The sequence below is a fragment of the Pirellula sp. SH-Sr6A genome (assembly GCF_001610875.1).
Classification (GTDB): Bacteria; Planctomycetota; Planctomycetia; order Pirellulales; family Pirellulaceae; genus JBKCUI01.
The window spans coordinates 3,669,329-3,688,718 of record NZ_CP011272.1; the positions used below are offsets into that span (position 1 = coordinate 3,669,329).

Consider the following 19,390-nt stretch of genomic DNA (forward strand, 5'->3'; position numbering starts at 1 on the left):
GTGTAACTGCTCATCCTAGTCAAGCAATCTGGCTCGCTAGCCAAAGCGTGCAAGCTTTCTGCAATGTATCCCTCACCGACACCCCACGCAACTATGCGAAACGAAAATTGACACAATGGCAGTGGTCGATGCTAGCTATTGCTGATTGATAATCGACCATGTGGGAACCCCCTGTCGCGAGAACTCCGGAACTTCGTTGTCCCTGCTTTACTTTCGCTCAAAGCTGTGCATACTTGCTCCCCCTCCTTCGAAAGGTTCGGTACTCTTCTTCCCTTTTCGATTCACGACCGCATGGCACACGACTGGACAACTCGCCTCTCTGTTGCGGAGGTCTCCACCTTCCGCTGGAGTTTCGAGGAAGATGTTCTTCGCTATCGCGACCACGGTTACCAGGCGATGGGTGTCTGGCGAATGAAGCTGGCGGACTATGGGGAATCCAAGGGGGCCGAGTTTCTCGCAGAGCAAAACATGCGTGTCTCGTCGTTGAACTGGGCAGGTGGCTTTACAGGGCATGATGGCCGTTCGTTCCGTGACTCCATGCACGATGCGCTCGATGCGATCGAGACGGCTGCCTTGCTCAAAGCGGACTCGCTGGTGATCCTTGCTGGGAGTCGATCGGGTCACACTCGCAATCATGCCAAGAGGTTGCTCACCCAGGCATTGAAGGAGTTGTCCGAGGCAGCATCAGCGGTCTGTATTCAGCTGGCTGTGGAACCGATGCACATCGGCTGCGCGCAGGACTTTACTTTCCTCACGTCCATTCCAGATACGCTCGATGTGATTGCCAAGATCGCGGCTCCGAACTTGGGGATCGTCTTTGATAGTTATCATCTCGGTCAAGACGAAAACGTCATCGATTGGCTCCCCGCCATCGTGCCTCTGGTTCGATTGGTGCAATTGGGTGATGCTCGAAGTGCACCGATGGGTGAACAAAACCGTTGCATGCTCGGCGATGGTCGGCTGCCCATCGGTTCGATGATCCATTCGCTGGAATCGTGCGGCTACAAAGGCTACTACGAAGTCGAACTCGTCGGTGAAGATGTCGAGCATTACGGCTACGACAAACTCCTCACCGATTCTCGCCATCGGCTCGAGCAGTTGACCCGAGCTATTTAGGGACTATCCGAGAACCATCGGAAGGTGCGGCTAACGCCAGAGCGGTTAGTTTTGGAGCCAAGCAGGAAGGGCGCCGAGTCCCGGTAGTTCGATCAGTTGCACCTTCTCGATGGATTGAATCGCGAGAAGCTGTTCCAGTGCAATCTTAGGTGGTACACCATCGAGGTTGAGTACGCCGATCGCGTGCCCGCCCGGCTGGTGGCTCGCCCGTCCGACCGACATCTGCCCGATGTTGACTTGATGTTGGCCAAACACGGTACCGACCCGGCCGATGATTCCGGGAACATCGGTGTGGGTGAAGAAGAGCATATGCCCATCGAGATACGCTTCGAGTCGATAGTCATCGACCGATATCAATCGGGGCATATTGTTTCCGAAGACGGTAACTCCTGCTTTGAGTCGCTGGCCACTGCCATAGACTTCTGCGGAAATCGACGAGGTAAAGGCTCCGAGGTCGCGATTGCGGTTCTCGGTGAGCTCGATTCCTCGTTCGCGAAGGAGCATTTCCGCATTGATGATATTGACGTCCTCGGACATAGCTCGCTCGAGGAGTCCGGCACAGAAGGCGGCGGTGAGGAGTTTGGTGTCTTTGTCCGCAACTTCGCCGCGATAATTGAGCTGGCACGAACTGATGCTTCCTTCGTGCCACTGCGCCATGAGAAGTCCCAATCGATAGGCGGCGTCTAGATTTCCACGGAGGGATTCCAACGTTTTGGGGTCGAGCGCGGCGACATTGACTGCGTGTCGAATCTCCCCGGTTTTAAAGAAGTTGATCAAGAGTTGAATCCCCTCGATCGCGACTTGGGTCTGTGCTTCTTCCGTGCTTGCTCCCAAGTGCGGGGTGCAAACGACCCCGGGCATACCGAATAGCGGGCTCTTCGAGCAAGGTTCTTCTTCGAATACGTCGAGCGCTACCCCAGCGATGATCCCTTGTTGAAGTCCTTCGACGAGGGCTGCCTCCTCGTAGATTCCTCCGCGAGCGCAGTTCACCAACCGAATTCCTTTTTTGAGAAGGTGCAGCTGCTTTCGATTGACGATGTACTTGGTTTCGTCGGTGAGGGGAGTGTGGACTGTCAAGTAATCCACTTTGGGCAAAATGTCTTGGACGGTATTTACCTTTTCGATACCCAGTTTGACGGCCTGTTCATCGGAGAGGAACGGGTCGAATGCGATGACTCGCATACCGAATGCCAGGGCTCGCAATGCGACTTCGCGACCGATGCGTCCCATCCCGATCACTCCCAGCGACTTGTCGGCAAGCTGGGTTCCCATGAAGGACTTGCGATCCCAGCGACCTTCGATGAGGCTTTGGTAGGCAGGAGCCACCGAGCGTGAAAGCGCCAACATCAGTGCAAAGGTGTGTTCGGCGGTACTGAGTGTATTGCCTGCGGGGGTGTTCATCACGACGATACCGAGACGCGTTGCGGCATTCTTGTCGATGTTATCGGTACCAACTCCCGCTCGGACGATCGCGCGCAGACGCTTGTTTCCCTCGAGCGATTCTGCGGTGATTTTCACACCGGACCGAACGATGGCCCCATCGAACTCGTTGAGAGACTTTCGCAGTTCCTCACCCTTGAGCCCGGTTCGGACTTCGTACTCAAAACCAGGTTCGGCATTGAGCAAATCAAATCCTTCTTGTGCAATCGGATCGAGAACAAGAATGCGATAGGTCATGGGAGGTTTTCTGGTTAGCAGTCGGATTCAATTCAAGTCGTGAAGGAGAAGAGCGACCGCGAGATTGGTCGCTCTGGATGATTGCAGTCTCTACGCGTGCTTCGATGCGAAGTCTCGCATGTAATCAGCGAGCGTTTGAGCGCCCTCCATAGGCATCGCGTTGTAGATGCTGGCTCGGATGCCGCCCACGCTGCGGTGACCTTTGAGCGAATCGAGTCGATGGGCTTTGGCGCCATCGAGGAACGCTTTTTCGAGTTCTTCGGTGGGGAACCGGAAAGTAACGTTCATCAGGGATCGATCCTCTTTGCGAGCGTGTCCCAAGTAGATGGAGGGAGATGCATCGAGCGCATCGTAGACCAGTTTGGCCTTCTTTTGGTTATGTGCGTACATGGCATCGAGTCCACCGATGGTCGATTCCACCCATTCTGCGACCAATCCCAGGACATAGACCGCGAAGGTAGGAGGCGTATTCCACATGGAGCCTTCCTTCGAGTGGTTGTTGTAGTTGAGGTAGCCGGGCAATTGGTCCGACGAACGGGCGAGTAAATCGCGGCGGATAACGACGACGGTGACCCCCGCGGGGCCGGCGTTCTTTTGAGCGCAGGCGTACATCAAACCATACTTTTGAATATCGACCGGGCGGTACAAGAAATCGGACGAGGAATCGCAGACCAAGGGGGCAGGGGAGGTGAGATCATTTGGGAATTGAACTCCCTGGATAGTCTCGTTGCTGGTGATGTGGACGTAGGCTGCATCCGGCGAAATCTTCAGTTCTCCGTCGTTCGGCAACCGGTCGTAGTTGGTAGCGGCGGCGTCGTAGAGGACTTCCGTGGCGCCTTCCTTTTTCGCTTCGGCCAGTGCGTACTTGCCCCAAGACCCGGTCAATACGTACTGGGCGGGACCTATTTGTCCACGCAGAAGGTTCATGGGGATCATCGAGAACTGGAGTCGCGATCCCCCTTGCAGGAACAGAACGTCGTACTCGGCGGGGATGTTGAGCAAACGGGTCAACCGTTCTTTCGCCGCGTCCTGGATGGCGATGAATTGCTTGCTCCGGTGCGAAATCTCCATGACCGAAGCGCCGCAACCGGGGAGGCAGAGCATTTCGTCCCGAATGCGTTCCAACACAGGAACTGGCAGTACAGCCGGGCCGGCAGAGAAGTTATAAAGTCGTTTTTCCATGGTTTCTGTTATCGAGCGTTCGTCGGCGTCGGATGTTCGGAGTAGTTCTCGGTTTTCCCGGTGCTGGTATTGCATCGCGGTTGCGGCTTTCGGGGCCCAGCAGGAAAGCCCGGAATTTTACGGCCATTTTCACTATTGCGGAAGGACTGATCCTTTCCGCTTCATGAATCGAACTTATGTGTCATCCTTCGCGAGTCACTCGTTATGAATCACCGTAGTACCCGCGATGTGGTCGTGGATCTTCAAAAGCATGGACGGCTGATCGAGATCACCGACCCGGTCTCCCCTCATTTAGAGATGGCGGAGATCCAGCGACGGGTCTATGAACGGGGAGGTCCCGCTCTCTTGTTTAGCAACGTCGTCGGTTCTCGCTTCCCCATGGCGAGCAATCTTTTTGGTTCGCTCGAACAAGCCAGATTTCTGTTTCGCAAGACGATCGATCGGGTCCGGCGCGCGATCGAGCTCAAGATCGATCCGACAGCTTTGTTTAAGAATCCGTTTCGCTACGCGTCGGCTCCCTGGACGGCTTGGTCGATGCTCCCCAAGCCGGTCCGATCCGGGCCCGTGCTCGCGCATTCCCTCCCCTTGAGTGAACTGCCTCAGCTGGTCTCGTGGCCGCGAGACGGAGGGGCCTTTGTCACGTTGCCCCAGGTTCTCAGCATGGGGATCGAGACGAGTCTCATGAAGGCCAATCTAGGAATGTATCGCATCCAGCTGTCGGGGAACGTATACGAAAAGGACCGCGAGATAGGGCTTCATTACCAGTTGCACCGAGGGATTGGTGTCCATCATCAAGCTGCGATGGCAGCGGGCAAGCCGTTTCGAGTCACGATCACGGTAGGAGGGACGCCAGCGATGACTCTCGCAGCCGTCATGCCTCTTCCCGAGGGCCTTAGCGAGTTGACATTCGCGGGCGCCCTGGCGGGCCATCGCATCCCGATGGTCACGCATCCCTCGCATGCCCCTATCTATGCGGACGCCGATTTCATGATCACGGGCACGATCGATCCGGAGAGAACGAAGCCGGAAGGTCCATTCGGGGACCACTTGGGTTACTACGCAAATGTGCATGAATTCCCGTTGATGCGAGTCGAACGCGTGTCGCACCGACCCGGGGCCATCTGGCCATTTACGGTGGTCGGGCGTCCACCGCAGGAGGACACGACGTTCGGGGAACTCATTCACGAGTTGACGGGCGATGTCATTCCGACTGTGTTGCCCGGCGTAAAGGGGGTTCACGCTGTCGATGCTGCGGGAGTGCATCCTCTGTTGTTGGCGATCGGCAGTGAACGCTACACCCCTTATCGACGACCCGATCGTCCGCAAGAGTTGCTGACGCAGGCCAACGCTATTCTCGGGCAAGGGCAGTTATCCCTTGCGAAGTATTTGTGGATAGCAAATCAAATAGATGCACCGGAGTTAGATATTCACGATATTGCCTCCTTCTTTCAGCATATGCTCGAACGCGTCGACTGGTCGCGGGATCTGCATTTTCAGACTCGCACCACGATGGATACGCTCGACTATAGCGGGGAGGGATTCAATCAGGGCTCGAAGGTCGTCATCGCGGCGACGGGGGCAAAGAAACGTAGCTTGCTCCAAGACGCGACGCAGATTCCCAAGCTCCCCGACACGGTTCTATCTGCGAAACTTGCCTTGCCAGGTGTGGTTGCATTGCAGGTTCGTCAGGGGCTATCGCTGCGATCCCTGGCGGAGAGCCTCGATGAGTCCTGGGAATCGCAGAGCGGGGAAGGCGTACCGTTGTTGGTGTTGACCGAAGACTGCGAGTTCGCCTCCAAATCGTTGAAGAACTGGCTTTGGGTAACCTTTACTCGAAGTAATCCCGCGATCGATATCGACGGGGTGCACGCCTTTACGGACTTCAAGCACTGGGGGTGCCGCGGCCCGCTCGTGATCGATGCGAGGATCAAGCCTCATCATGCCCCTCCCTTGGTGGAGGACCCCGACGTGAGTGCGAAAGTGGATGCAATGGCCGCCCGAGGAGGTCCTCTCTCCCAATTTCTTTAGGAGAGTGATTGTGGATTGGTGGCGGTAGCGATCTCGAGCAAAGGATCCCAATCCTGCGGGCCATAGCCTAGGTGCAAGTGTTTGTTCCACCCTTCGGCGTAATGCGATGGCGAATGGGTGATCTGGGCGACTTCGGCGTTCAAATCCAGCATGGTTTGAAGGTAGGAATTCATTTTCTGTGTGCTGGCTAGCCAATTTTGTTGCGATTGGTGGCATTGCAGCATGGCCAGCTTCGTTTCCATCACTTCGTCGATTGAAACGACATAGGTGGGGATGGCAAGGCGGTTATCGGGAGTTCGATTGCCGTGCGGTTGGGCATGGTAGAGAGCGATGTCGCCATCGACGGGTGGATGTTGAGGATCGGTTTGGTAGTTGGGAACCGAGCGGGTGAAGGCGGCGGTTACGGCCAGACGGCAGGCCTCCATATGATCTTCCATGTAATCGTGTCGGGCATGCGTGAGGACGATCGAGGGTTGCGCGCGGCGAACGACGGCGGCGACTTTGGCAAGATTTTCTCGGTTGTAAAAGACATCGAGGTCGTCGCAGATTGGTGGATAAAAGGTCGCTCCAAGAATCGCAGCCGACTGCTCTGCCTCTCTCAGGCGGATTTGGGCCGTGGTCGTGCGGTCGGTTTCGTTCGAGCCGCAGCATCCGTTGGCGATGTTCATGTAGTGAATTTCCCAACCGATCGTTCGCAAGCGCAGGAGTGTTCCGGCCGCGACGAACTCGATGTCGTCGGGGTGGGAAAAGAGGGCGAGGACCGATCGACGAGGTGCTTCGTTCGTTGACGTTGACGCTGTCATGGGAGAGACTGGGGGCAAGTGGGAGCTGCGGTGGGCGCGTTGCGAAGATGATATCCGAAATGCTTGGCAGAGTCGCCTTGCGTGCTGCCCTCAGCGCGCCAACGTCCGAGGGCTGCCCGTGTTCCAACCCGTGTTCCAACCCGTTTTGATTCGATCCCGTTTTGGTTCCTGTTCACTCGGATCTCGAAGCAGAGAAGTCTATGAGTTTGTTTGCCCCACCGATTGGTTTCGTCGCCGATACGCGACCTTTGATTTTGGCGAGCAGCTCACCCCGACGACGCGAACTGCTGGATCGATATGGCTATGCATTCACCGTCGTTGAGCCCGATCCCACGGCGGAGTGCGGAATCTGTTCTCGCGAGACGCCTCCTGAACTGGTCGCGAGGTTGGCATACCAGAAAGCGGCCAACGTGATTGACAAGCTAGATCGAGGATTGGTTCTCGGTTGCGATACGGTGGCGGAATGCGTGGGGATCGTTCTGGGGAAGCCTGAAAATCGAGAGCATGCGCGCGAAATGCTGCGCCGGCTCCGAGGCCGCGAGCATTCGGTTTACAGCGGCCTATGCTTGTGGGATAAGGAGTCGGCGAATCGCATCGTGCGCGTCGATGTCTCCAAGCTATGGATGGATGCAATCGGCGACTCCGATTTGGAAGCCTACCTCGATACCGATCAGTGGGTGGGGAAGGCGGGTGCGTTTGGATTCCAAGACGGCCCCGACTGGATCCACTTGCGGGCCGGCAGCCCGACCAACGTTGTGGGCCTGCCGATGGAGTTGTTGGCCGACTCGCTCACGCGGATGTGAACGTCCGATGGAGCTGTCCCGGGGGCAGCTTCACGAGTATGCGACCATCCACGCGGTATCGGACTTAGGATGCATCGGCTTTTCGGACGCATCTCTTTCGCCATCCCCATGCGCCGCCCGCCATTCCAAAACATCCCAGCAAAAGCATCGAGCTGGGTTCGGGAACCGCGGAGACGCTGAACGAAAGATCATCGACTCCCAATCCGTGATCGTTGCCAGCATCGTTTCGTTCGATCCAGCGAAGCCACAGCGAATCGCCCGTCGACCAATTCAGTCCGGCGATGGTCCCGCCCAAGCCTTCGACGCGGCCGCCGATATTTCCGTCCACTGCGGCTGCCGAGGCTGTGGCTACTGGAGAGGTGAAGTCGAAGTTCGAACCGGGAGCATTCCACGCTGCGACGGTGTCGAAGGCAGCCCCGAATCCATATTCGAAGACCATCGTCTGAGCGGTCGCGTTTCCGCCATTTCTCCACTGTTCCCCTGCGAAGCCGAGGGTGAAGGAGTCGATCGTCGAGCCTGTTTGATTTTCGAATTGAACGGCTATGTAACCCGCGACACTTCCCGTCGCTGGGCTGCCGAAATAAGTGCCACCGGAACCGGTGCTGCCAAGGGCTCGTTCGGACGAACCGGTCGCTCCAAAGCTGTAAAAACTACCGGTAGTGGTGCTGCCCGTACCCGGGAGATACGTGGGGACTGCAGCGTTTGTGGAATTGAAGAGAGACCAACCTGGCAAGGTGAGATTGTTGGACCAAGCAACCGCGGTTGTGCCGGTTGAGACCAGCGTGTTGAAGTCTTGCGTGTAGGTCGAGTTCAGGTCGCTAACGGTGATGCCCGCGCGAAGCTGGGGAGTCAGAAGGAAGTGTACCAATGCCCAAGCTGCCATCCAACGGAACGCAAATGCCGCTTTCATAGAAGTCTCCTCGTGATGATCGATCCAAGATGTAATGCGAGAGGAGTGACAATAGTATAGATGCTAGGCAAATAAAAAGTAACGGGGAGATGAAGATTGCATGAAGTTCGATGCCCGCCCCCTTAGCGGGCGCGATTGAGAAAGTTTGTCATCGCGAGCGCATCGAGCGGATCGAGGGAGCCGTCCATGTTGACGTCGACGAAATCGAGGGCCAAGTCGCGGTCGGGGCGAAGGATACGGGAGCCTCCGTTGTTGATCGCGTTGATGACGGCCAATGCATCCAGGGGATCAATCGATCCGTCGTCGTTTACATCGAACTCGTCCCCAACATTGGTCCAGAAAGGTTGGTCTTCCTCCGCGATCAAAATGTCCAAGACGGAAGCAATCACTCCGGGGCCCGACGCCGAAATCCGGACCGTCCGCGTCCCTTCCACAACGAAGTCATCGATGGTTTGAATCGGCACAGCGATCTGCGTCGCCCCCGCAGGAATTTGCACAGAGGAGGGGACCGTAAGCTCCGAGGGGCGATCTACGGATAATGCGATGGTGACACCCCCTGCAGGTGCAGGAGACCGCACGCGGAGAATCACGTTTCCCGATCGTTCGGAGGGGATGTCTTCGTTCAGCTGCTGTTTGCCTTGCAGGACCAGTTGCAGGGGTTGGTAATCCTCCACCGCCATTGCCAGGGACGCGCCAACATAGCGTGGTTCCGAGACGCTTAGTTGTACGTTTTGCAAACCGTCAAAGAGATTATCGTCCACGGCCGTGATACCGACATTCACAGAGGACTGGCCGGCAGGAATGGTCACACCGGTCGGCAGCGTTAACTCGGACGTATCGGAGCTGGTCAGCGCCACGGTGATCGCTTGCTGAGTATCGGTGTTCGACCGCGATACGGTCAGGATGGAAACACCTGCTCCTTCGTTTTCGCGAAAGCGGGTGCGCGTTGCTGACAATTGCAGGGTCTCGTGGTCGGTGACGACGACGGGCAGTGAATTGCTCACAAAGGTTCCCGCCTCCCCTCTTACTTGCACGGTGATATTTCCGTCTAGCAAGCTATCGTTGATGGCCTGAACGGGTGCTTGCACCGAAGTCGCTCCGGCGGGAATGGTCACCGACTCAGGCAGAGTGATTTCGGTGGTGTCGCTGCTCAGAAGTCGAACGGACAGAGGGGTGTTGAGCGGGAATCCAACTCGCTCAATGGTGAGGGTCGCCGCATTGGCTCCTGCATTTTCGGGTATCGACGATTTGTCAACTCGAAGGGTAAGCGATGGCGGCGCGGTGACTTGAACGGTGAACGTGCGCGTGGCTCGCCCGCCGTCGTCATCTTCGACTGCGATGGTTCCGGTAAAGGTTCCTATGCGATTGTAGGTGTGTTGACCGCCGAATCTTCCTCGGGTGAGCGTTCCAGGAGAACCGAGCGCCGTGATGGTGGCAGCTCCTCCTTCGACGGGCGATCCATCCCCCCAGTCGATGGTGTAGGAGAATCGTTCTGTGCTGGGTATCGGGGCATTGGGCATCCCAAATCCTGGGTCGGAAAAGACTCCAAGGTTTGGTAGGGAGATCGGTACACCAACTGGAGTGTTCGGGGCAGCGGGTTGTTCGAGCGTGGGGGGGACGTTCGTGTTGGTGACGGAAAAGGGATAGACTTTTTCTCCGTACCAAGATCCTCGAAGAAGAACGCTACCAGATAGGGAACCGTTGTCTCCATAGACATGATTGGCCGTGAGGTCGACGCGAGGGACGTTCAATTGCCAGCCGACGTCCTGCAACGCCGCGAGATCCAGACGCGTGGGAAGTTTGCGCTGACCTCCGGTGACCGACGCCGACAGGAGTGTCTGTTGTCCGCCGCTGACGAGGGAGTTGGCGAAATGATCCCCATCCTGCATCGGGATTGGGTTGACACCCGCGATCGCAACCGCGTTGGATCCTACAAATCCGGCCGGAGTCAATTTTGCATCGAAACTGGCGCTGAGGCCGAAGCCAAGCATGTGGAGCAGTTCGTGGGAGGCGACGGACGCGAAGTCGAATTCGTTGCTATCAAGGCCCTCTGTGGTCAAACCGAAATGCCAAGTATCGGTAGGGTCGAATACCAGTGAACCTCCCCAGGGGCCGAAGTCGGTGGGAGGGGTCGCAACGGCGCCTACTTGTCCACGATGGCGCACGGAATCGACGAACGCTTGCGAAGTGGCGGAGACGGAGAACCCGCCGCGATTGGCAATGGCGAGGGGAGCTCCCAGCGGTCGAGCTCCGACAAAGACCAAGATTTCGTTGGCCGCGATGGACAGGTTGGTGCGTGAATCGCTTGCGCCCGTCGTGGGATTCTGAAACTTCGCTGTCCACTGATTCCCGCTGCTGGGTTGTATGGCCTGCAGCGAATCGCTCCACTTCGAAGTGATCGAATCCGCCACCCGTTGCAGCGTCTGTCGCCGTGCGCTATCCGCAAAAAAGCCGGTGGTGTCGGTCGAGTAATCAAAGCGAAAGCGAAGAGGGCTCAGCGCTGGTTGCGAGGCGATGGTGCCTGCCGAGCTGCTCCCGTCCCCCCACTGAACGACCGCGGAAACTTGTCCTCCGAGCCCCGATGTGTCGTAGGGTTGGGAGAGTGGATAGACCGAGCCTTCCGCTGCCAATGGTAAACGGGATTCGAGCCACTCGATCTGGCCGATTCGCCTCTCGTTTCGCGATCTCATCTTCACTCCCTCGGTGTCGCGGTCGGTATTAGCCTCCGTATGTCAAAAGCCTATATTCGTTCGAAGGCTATCGACCTTTCCCTACATGGACGTGAAGGGGGCGTCTTCTCCTCTCAGTTGCGCGAGCGCGTTTCCGGCAGCTCTTTGTTCCGCTTCTTTTTTGTTGCGTCCCCAAGCCGGCGCGAATCGCTTGCCTGTGATTTCCGCAACAACCTGAAACTGCTTGCTATGATCGGGACCATGTTCGTCAACAAGCCGATACACCGGAGTCCCTTTAAGGTCCTTCTGAGCGATTTGCTGCAAGGAGGATTTGAAGTTTCCTCCATGATGGCCGTCCGCAGCGAGCCGAATTTCAGGCTCGATGTGGGTCAATATAAATTTGCGAGCAGACTCCAAGCCCCCGTCGATGAAAATGGCCGCCACGATCGCTTCAAAGACATCGCTGAGAAGCGAACGAGGCATTGCGGACTTCATCATTCCGCGTCCGACGACCAAGCATTCGTCGAGCCTGAGTTGCCTCGAAATCTTAGCGCAGACGCGACGCGAGACAACCACCGATTTGATCTTGGTCAATTCTCCTTCCAAGTAATCGGGATAGCTGCGAAAGAGACAATCGCAGACAACCATGCCGAGAATGGAATCCCCCAAGAACTCCATCCGTTCGTTGGATTGGGTTCGAGTCGATGCGACGCTAGAGTGGGTCAAAGCGGACATCAACACGGAAGGATCGCGAAATCGATAATCGATAATCGCCTGACATCGCTCCAGCTTCACTTCGGGGCTGGTCGTTTCGTCGAACGCTGGTATCTCCGGATTTTCCACTCCTCGCAACTCCTCTGACTTAGGGACAACTAGCCACGAAGCGCTCGATACGACAGGCAAGCCGCGGCGGCGCCAGAAGCGATTCGATCCGTGCAACGTGGGCGGGCTTCAAGTTGCCATGACGAGGAGTGCGAGGAAGAGGCCGTTGTGGAACAACGGCAGCTTCCTAGCCCAACTCGAGCAAACGCTAGCAAGCGGATCCTTTTTATTTTGGTGAAATGGGATGGGACGGTAAAGAGTTTATGGCTTGAGAAACTTTGACTTTCCTCGCAATTTTTCTGTCGGAACTGCGACAGTTCAACCGAGGGGTGAGTGGATATGAGCCCCTTTACATTCACACTGGAGAAGCTAGCAATCGCTGCGGTTGCTGCGGTCGTGGCGATCTTCTTCTATCAGGTAACCCGTAGCGTTCGAAGATTGGTCAAGGAGCGATGGCGTCGCGAGGCGGACGAGGCGAGTCAGCTTCAGCTACGACAGACCGAGCTGGCCATGACCTTGCACCAGAGTTTCCACGATCTCTCGCTGCGCCAGCAGGAAGCGCGATGGTTCGATGTGCAAGTCGTTCGAATCGATCAGGAGTCGACCGACACGCGGTCGTTTTATTTGATCGAACAAGGAGGGGAGCCACTCCCAGCCTTCCTGCCAGGGCAACACGTCTTGCTGGAACGCCCGTGCGGTCGCGGGGAAGTACCGGAGTGCCGTTGTTATTCGCTTTCGGAAGAAGCGAGGGCTGGATACTGGCGCATCACGGTGAAGCGTGCGAGTGACCGCGAGACGAGCGTGAGTCGCTGGCTCCATGACTCCGTTGTTGTGGGAGATCGACTCCGGGTCCGTGGGCCATCGGGAGCCTTTACACTCCAGAGTTGCACGGCGCGTCATGTCGTGTTTGCCAGCGCTGGGGTGGGAGTCACTCCCATGATCCCGATGTTGCAGCAAGCCATGCAGAGGCCGCATGGATCGATTCGCTTGTTTGCCCAGTTCCGGGACGTCGATCATGCCCCCTTTGCTGAGTACCTGCTGTCGTTTGCGCATCGATTTGCCGATTTTCCTGACGACCTGCGAATTCGGCTTTTCCTCACTCGCTTTCCGCGGGGAGTGAAAGGCGAGGAGGACAACGCGATCCAAGAAGGAAAGTTCAGGGCGGCAGATCTTTGCGAAGGGATCGACGCACTCGACGCGACAGATGTTTATTTGTGTGGTCCGGAAACCTGGCTACACGGCATGCGGACTGGTTTGCTTGACGCGGGGATCGCGAACGAGAATATCTACTTTGAGTTGTTTCATGCGCCGGCCAATGAATCGTCTCCCTCTACCAATCGGGATAAGAAGGAATTCGTTCCTTGCTCGGTCCACTTTCGGCAATCCAATCGCCTCGAAGAGTTCGCGACCGCGTTCCCGAGCTTGCTTGGGTTTGCCATCAAGACGGACATTCCCATGAACAGTGGCTGTAGGACGGGTGCCTGCGGCAGCTGCGCCGTCCGATTGCTCGAAGGAAAAGTCCGTTACACACGAAAGCCTCAGTATCCGCTCAAACCCAATGAGATCCTGCCATGCGTTTGCGTCCCGGATGGGAACATCGTCGTCGACGCTTGATCCCTGTCCAGCTTCAAGCGAACTCATTCGAGAATAGCGGCCCCATTCGAGGCGAGCATGATCAAGAAACGGTTGGAATGCTGGGGCGAGTTCGGAGCGAATCGAAGCAGCTTATAGACCCGTCCTAAGTTCGGTGCATCGATTTGCACAGATTTCATCCATGGGAGATCGATGCGATGCAGGGATCCGTCATCGCAACCCACGATCAGGTGCGTGGATTCGATCGATCGCGATCCGGAGGGGGAGGGCAAGCCCCTCTCCAGGGCGCTGACACTGCTCGGCAGCTTGGTAAATCGGACGAGCCGTCCAAGCTGAGGCTGCCAGAGTCGAACCGTTCGGTCTTCGCTCGCAGAAAGAATCGTTCCTCTCATGGGATCGGTCGATGGGGGGCCAAGCAGTAGCTGCCGAACAGGTGCGGTGTGATTGTCCAAAACTCGCATCCCATCACCGGTCATGGAGTTCCATAAATGGATCGTTTGATCAATCGCACCCGAGGCGACCGTTTGACCATCTTGCAAAAATGTAACAGTGGTAGCCGCAGAGGAATGTCCCGTATAACGCGCAGACGTCGCACCGCATTCCAGGTCATCGGCGATGCAAATCCCATCGGCACATGCCGCAGCCAATCGTTTGCTGTCCGGCGCCCAAGCGACTTCATAGATCACATCATGGGGTATTTCCCATCGCCGGAGAAGGGTGCGATCGGGAAGTCTCCAAACCTCCATGGAGCCTGACTCTCCTGGGATCCCGCCGGCGATGGCTAGCAGTTCTCCCGTCGCGTTCCGTTTCAGGTCGAATACTCGCTCGACACGTGTTTGGATTTGGGAAGGTTTCAGCGCATGGATTGGTGTAGAAGCGACCTGAGGGATAGCACTCGGGGCTTGCCACTCGAACAGTCCTGCCTCGGACGCCAAGAGTAACAGACCGCTCTCGCTCATCTGTTCGACGGCAACGAAGGGTAGGTTTCCGGCGCGCGGAATTGCGATCCCTCTCCAGGTTGGAGCGTCGCCGTCCGTTCCCCAACTGAGCGGTGCGAACCAGGCGATGCACCAAAGTGCTATGAGCACGAGCAGGCTCTTTCGGTAGCGTTGGATGCTACTCGATAGGTTAGCGACGGACATTAAGTGAGTTGGGGAATCCATTTTCCACCTTGTACCAACGGAATGGGACGTCCTTCAGGTGTGTTCAGTTCCTGATCGGGGTCGACTCCGAGCAATCTGTAGATCGAATAAGCCAGATCGGCGGGAGTGATGGGATGGGATCGCGGGCTCTCGCCGATTCGATCGCTCTCCCCAACGGTTTGTCCCCCTCGGATACCCCCACCCGCCATGACGACGCTGAAGACGCGAGGCCAATGGTCTCTTCCGCCCCGTGTGTTCAGTTTGGGTGTGCGACCGAATTCTCCCATGACCACGACCAGTGTTTCATCGAGCAAACCGGATTGATCGAGGTCTTCGATCAGCGCCGAGTATGCTTGATCAAACGTGGGTATCAATCCGACTCCCTCCTTGGCACCGCTATATCCATCTCGCAGAGAGAGCCGTAGGTTCTCATGGGTGTCCCAGCCTGGATATTGCACCGTCACAAAGGAAACACCTTGTTGCACCAGTCGTCTCGCGAGCAGGCAGCTCTGGCCGAACGTTCGAAGCCCGTATCGCTCGCGTGTTTTTTGGGGTTCTTGGGAAAGATTGAAGGCCTGTTGGGTGGAGGGGGATTGCATGAGTGCAAATGCCTCCCGCATGGCAGGGGGGATCGCTTCTCCGTTCTCGCTATGGTTCGTGAAATCGCTTTCTAGTCGCTGCAAGAATCGGTGCCGGCGATCGAGACGCTCGAGGGTGATCGGTTTCGGGAGAGCCAAATCGCGCACTTGAAAGCCGGCTTGGGCTGGATCTCCACCCGTTGCAAACGGTTCCGCATGGCTCCCGAGAAAGCCCGAGCCGACCGATCGAATCTCTGGAATAGCGATGTGAGAGGGGAGTTGGCCGGGCTGGCCACGCAAATGCTGAAGCACCGAGCCGTAGCAGGGATATTCTACTGCTGCAGGTTTGTAGCCGGTCAAAAGGTAGCGGTTGGCGAGACCGTGTTCTCCTAACGGCGAAGTGACTGAGCGGAGGATGGCGAGCTTGTCGCAAACCGCGCTTGTTCTAGGTAACCACTCCCCAATTCGGATACCCGGGACATTGGTGGCGATCGCCTGATAATCGCCTCGGACTTCGACCGGTGCTTCCGGTTTTGGATCGAACATCTCCAAATGGCTTGGACCTCCGTCGAGCCAAAGGAGAATGCAGGATTTGGCTGGCTTCGACTTCGCAGCGGGCATCGAGCTTGTCGTACCCGCATCGACTCGGCTCGAAGACGCATCGACTCGGCTCGAAGACAGGGAGTTGAAGGTTCCCAGCCCCAAAGCTCCGAAGTGAACCCAGGCCGCAGCGGATTGGATCAGCCCACGGCGTGAGAGCGGTTGTGGGCGGGAACGGATGGAGTAGGGATCTCGCGATTGCATGCGATGCTTCCTCAACGGGTTCGAAAGGCTTGGCTGACCAACATGGACCATAGAAAATCTTCCCATCGCCGACGTTCTTCTTGGGTGTCGGAATGAAACAATTCGTTGGACCATTCGGACCAATCGGAATCGGTCATAGGGCGTTGTACGGCGAGTCGATGGAATTCGTCGACAATCTCCCGCAACGGGACTTGTTCGTCCCGTCGAAGCTGCCATCTGTCTGCGATGGTTTGGATGGCGTTATCCAGGAGCGGACTGTTCAGCAGGTGCAGCTCGCGACGCAGGGTCGACTCGGTACGAGATGAATTTCCGCAAGCTTCAGGGCGAATGCATCGTCCGAGGATTTCAAGGGAGCTCGATCGAAGATTTCCGTCGATCCAGTCTGCGTAAGGGTTTTGGGCCGGCGTCGCAACCAGGGCAGGCGGAAGATCGTGCGCTGGAGTAGCATAGTGCTGTTGCAATCTGGCGATCGCAAGCATGTAGGATTCAGCGCCCAACGGGCGTGGGGCGGCCCGGGCGAGGAAGCGTTCCGTGAGGATCGTCTCCTCCGCGGATCGAGCGCGTCGCGCGTAGGTCCGGCTGTTGAGAATATACCGAATCAGGGGTCTTGCCCGGCATTCCTGTTGGAGGAAATAATCCGTCAGATGTTCGAGGAGTTCAGGGTGATTGCCAGGTGCGAGCGGGGATATCGCGTCGACGGGTTCGACGAGTCCGCGACCCATCAACTCGCTCCAAATCCAATTGACTTGCGCCTTGGCCATCAATCGATTCTCCGATTTCAGCCAATCCGCGAGCGGCAGTCGCGGGTCATCGTTGGCGAGGAGATCTGGTTGACCGGGAATCTTCGGTGCAGCGGGTTGTTTGGTGTCTTGATGGATGATCTGACCCGCTGGGTCCCATTTCACGATCGGCGCGGGTAGTGTCTTCGCAAAGATGGCAGCGAGTCCATGAAAATCGTCTTGGGTCCATCGATCGAGTGGATGGTCGTGGCACTGGGCGCAGGAGAGTTGGATACCTAGGAAGAAACGACCGAAGGCGTCTGCTCTGGCTTTGGGATCGGGGTAGGAACGTGTGAAGTGGGTGGCTCCCACCTCGCGAGCGTCTCCTAGCGCGAGCACCAGTTCCGTGGCCATCTCTGGAATGGGTGCGTCGTCACGGATTTTCTGATCGAGCCATCGAATGTGCGATTGGAATGCGTCTGGTTCGTTCGGAAGCGAGCGGACGCCGAGTCGTCGTGCCCAGCGAAAGACTTGGTACTGCGCGAACTCGTCGCTTGCCAGAAGCGTGTCGACAAGTTGGCTTCGAGGGGTCGGGTTCGACGACCTCAAGTAAGCGTCGCATTCCGAGAGGGTGGGAGCTCGGCCGAGTAGATCTAGATAGACGCGGCGGAGGAAGGAAGGCTCGTCGGTCGGTTCGATGGGTGGGAGATGCAGCTGTTGGAGGCGTTCGTTGATCAAACGATCGACCGCGTGTCCCTCGTCGGTTGGTTGCTGGCTCGAAGGGATGATGCTCGAATGGGGTGCATCGATTTGTTCCGAGAATGGGATCGCTCGTTGTCGAACCGCGACTTGATCGCGATAGCGTGCGAAGAGGGAATGGATTCCGTGTTGTCGGAAATGAACTGTATGGTGACGGCGATCGATCTCGACAGCATCGGGTTGGTCCGCTTGGAGAGCCGCGAAGGGGGTGACGTCCCGTTTCTTCCCAAGTTCATCCGTTGCGACCACGCGATAGGTAAGGGGTTCGGAGTCATCTTGGAATTCGAGTTCCAGCGATTGTAGAGACGCAGCTTCGTCGTCTGGACATCCTGCCTTCATCCAGGCTTCGATTGCACGCCAAGCTTCGTCTCCTTGGTCAATCAGAACGCCACCTTCGTGATCGAGCAATCCCGATGGCTTAGCCAGCAGAAGGCTCTTTTCTGGAACAACACGATGCACCCTCCGTCCCTGCAGATCGATCACGATGGTCGCATAGTCGGAATCGGGGCGCGAGCCGAAAAGAGAGAGCGCCATTCCGCCCCGACCTGCGGCGGCACCGTGGCAGGACCCCGCGTTGCACCCGAGTTTGGTGAGGAGTGGGACGATCTGGTCTCGAAATCCTGGCGTTTGGCCTGATTCCTCTGCGGAGGATTCGAGTGCCTCACCAGGATCGGATCGATCGTCGGCTTGCGTTAGGGGTGGAAAGAGAGCTGAGACGACGAACAGGCCAAGGCAGACAGTTACCGAAGCGATTGCAGTCCCATGCCTTGCATCCCGTTGAGTTTCATCGATTTGGTGCATCGATTGGTTTTTTGTCGTTCTGTTTTGGGCCATACTGCGTTGCCCACTTGCGGAAGTAGGATTGGGTTTTCGGGGTGCCGTAGTTTTCTATTTGTCCTGCATTGAGGATGGTGGTGGTGATGCGTCCTATTTCCTTTTGGGCTGCGGGGTTGTCCTGGAGAAAGGTCTCGAGTTTGGTTGCCGCTTCGACGATGCTTTCATCGCTCGCGTCGCGGCGAATCACAGGTTCAAGCCATGGGCGGAGGGAAGGGGGTTCCTTGGTTGCGTCGGAAGAAGTCCGTTCCATACGGGGCATGCCTTCGAGCGATTCTAGCGCCGGTACCTTGCCTCCGATTTTGGCGACGATGGATTGAAGGACTTTGGGAAGGTCGGCTTGCAAGCTGGGTTGGATCAACGCGTGGTTGGCAATGGTTTGGTTTTTTTCGAGAAGGAGGATCGTCAAGGTCGCTTTGCGATTCAGACCGTACGAGCCCGGGCCTTCGCGGCCATCGAGGGAGATACCAACGGGGAAATTCTTTGGGAAAGCATGCTGGCTACGACGAATGGTTGCCGTGGCATTCGTGGTATCGTCGTCGAGCCAGACGATGCCCGTTTGAAGTCCATCGGCGGCGCGCGACGCAGCGTAGTTTGCCAGAATGCGAGTGAAACCGATCGATTGGCGATTGAAGTCGTGGATGAAGATCAGCAACAGCGGCTTATCTTTAGCTCGAGCCAGGAAGTCGAATTTTTGATTTTCCAGGGGAGGCAAGGCGCCCAGGACCTCGAAGCCTTCGGCAGGTTCTCCTGGCTGGGGACCCGAGAAAATGGCTTCGACGGGAGGTTGGGGAAGAGTCTGCCGACGGGACTCCTGTCCATTCAGGCAGGCCGCTAGGAGGAAGGTCCATGACGCGCAGAGCAGGGAGAGAATGCTAGCAAGTGATCGCAGGATGGGTGGGAGGTTCATAAGAATTGTCGAGTCATTCAGTCTCGTGCGGAAAAAGAGGG

Annotated in this window: 14 protein-coding genes; 4 read left to right on the top strand and 10 right to left on the bottom strand. The window is 57.0% G+C overall.

What is annotated here, in order from left to right; translation table 11 throughout:
• The first annotated feature begins 291 nt into the window (after nt 1-291).
• Nucleotides 292-1,116 (top strand): sugar phosphate isomerase/epimerase family protein, encoded by an 825-nt coding sequence (locus VN12_RS14185; protein ID WP_146677442.1) that lies wholly within the window; start codon nt 292-294, stop codon nt 1,114-1,116.
• Between the two features lie 45 nt (nt 1,117-1,161).
• On the opposite strand, the gene serA is transcribed toward VN12_RS14185, so the two are convergent.
• Nucleotides 1,162-2,793, bottom strand: a complete 1,632-nt coding sequence (serA, locus tag VN12_RS14190; RefSeq protein WP_146677443.1) for a phosphoglycerate dehydrogenase — start codon at nt 2,791-2,793, stop codon at nt 1,162-1,164.
• Nucleotides 2,794-2,883: 90 nt separating this feature from the next.
• Nucleotides 2,884-3,975: a 3-phosphoserine/phosphohydroxythreonine transaminase gene (gene serC / locus VN12_RS14195; protein WP_146677444.1), complete on the bottom strand. Its 1,092-nt coding sequence runs from the start codon at nt 3,973-3,975 to the stop codon at nt 2,884-2,886.
• A gap of 204 nt (nt 3,976-4,179) precedes the next feature.
• On the opposite strand from serC, the gene VN12_RS14200 reads away from it, so the two are divergent.
• Nucleotides 4,180-6,003, top strand: a complete 1,824-nt coding sequence (locus tag VN12_RS14200) for a UbiD family decarboxylase (protein WP_146677445.1) — start codon at nt 4,180-4,182, stop codon at nt 6,001-6,003.
• On the opposite strand, the gene VN12_RS14205 is transcribed toward VN12_RS14200, so the two are convergent.
• On the bottom strand, nt 6,000-6,806 hold the full coding sequence (locus VN12_RS14205) for a PIG-L deacetylase family protein (protein ID WP_146677446.1): 807 nt from the start codon (nt 6,804-6,806) through the stop codon (nt 6,000-6,002). The genes VN12_RS14200 and VN12_RS14205 overlap by 4 nt on opposite strands.
• Nucleotides 6,807-7,006: 200 nt before the next feature.
• Between VN12_RS14205 and VN12_RS14210 the strand changes: the two genes are divergently transcribed.
• Nucleotides 7,007-7,609: a Maf family protein gene (locus VN12_RS14210; RefSeq protein WP_146677447.1), complete on the top strand. Its 603-nt coding sequence runs from the start codon at nt 7,007-7,009 to the stop codon at nt 7,607-7,609.
• 64 nt (nt 7,610-7,673) lie between these two features.
• Here the strand turns inward: VN12_RS14210 and VN12_RS14215 are convergent, their stop codons facing one another.
• The 3 genes from VN12_RS14215 to rnc form a co-directional block, all read right to left on the bottom strand.
• Nucleotides 7,674-8,519 carry a PEP-CTERM sorting domain-containing protein gene (locus VN12_RS14215; RefSeq protein ID WP_146677448.1) on the bottom strand — a complete coding sequence of 282 codons (846 nt, stop codon included), beginning with the start codon at nt 8,517-8,519 and terminating at the stop codon, nt 7,674-7,676.
• A gap of 122 nt (nt 8,520-8,641) precedes the next feature.
• Complete coding sequence (locus VN12_RS14220) at nt 8,642-11,209, bottom strand: dockerin type I domain-containing protein (protein WP_146677449.1); 2,568 nt, start codon at nt 11,207-11,209, stop codon at nt 8,642-8,644.
• 81 nt (nt 11,210-11,290) lie between these two features.
• A complete protein-coding gene (gene rnc, locus VN12_RS14225; RefSeq protein WP_240491151.1) occupies nt 11,291-12,031 on the bottom strand; it encodes a ribonuclease III in 741 nt (246 codons plus the stop codon).
• A gap of 318 nt (nt 12,032-12,349) precedes the next feature.
• On the opposite strand from rnc, the gene VN12_RS14230 reads away from it, so the two are divergent.
• Entirely contained in the window at nt 12,350-13,624 is a 1,275-nt protein-coding gene (locus VN12_RS14230; protein ID WP_146677450.1) for a 2Fe-2S iron-sulfur cluster-binding protein, read from the top strand.
• A 23-nt stretch (nt 13,625-13,647) separates the two neighbouring features.
• On the opposite strand, the gene VN12_RS14235 is transcribed toward VN12_RS14230, so the two are convergent.
• Genes VN12_RS14235 through VN12_RS14250 form a run of 4 tightly spaced genes read right to left on the bottom strand, consistent with a single transcriptional unit; the run spans nt 13,648 to nt 19,349 of the window.
• Nucleotides 13,648-14,745, bottom strand: coding sequence for a WD40 repeat domain-containing protein (locus VN12_RS14235; RefSeq protein WP_168164407.1), 1,098 nt, complete (start codon nt 14,743-14,745; stop codon nt 13,648-13,650).
• Nucleotides 14,745-16,127 (bottom strand): DUF1501 domain-containing protein, encoded by a 1,383-nt coding sequence (locus VN12_RS14240; protein WP_168164408.1) that lies wholly within the window; start codon nt 16,125-16,127, stop codon nt 14,745-14,747. Before VN12_RS14240 ends, VN12_RS14235 begins: the two co-directional genes overlap by 1 nt.
• Nucleotides 16,128-16,138: 11 nt before the next feature.
• On the bottom strand, nt 16,139-18,406 hold the full coding sequence (locus VN12_RS14245) for a DUF1549 domain-containing protein (RefSeq protein WP_205855047.1): 2,268 nt from the start codon (nt 18,404-18,406) through the stop codon (nt 16,139-16,141).
• Complete coding sequence (locus tag VN12_RS14250) at nt 18,390-19,349, bottom strand: hypothetical protein (RefSeq protein ID WP_146677454.1); 960 nt, start codon at nt 19,347-19,349, stop codon at nt 18,390-18,392. Before VN12_RS14250 ends, VN12_RS14245 begins: the two co-directional genes overlap by 17 nt.
• Between the last annotated feature and the right edge of the window lie 41 nt (nt 19,350-19,390).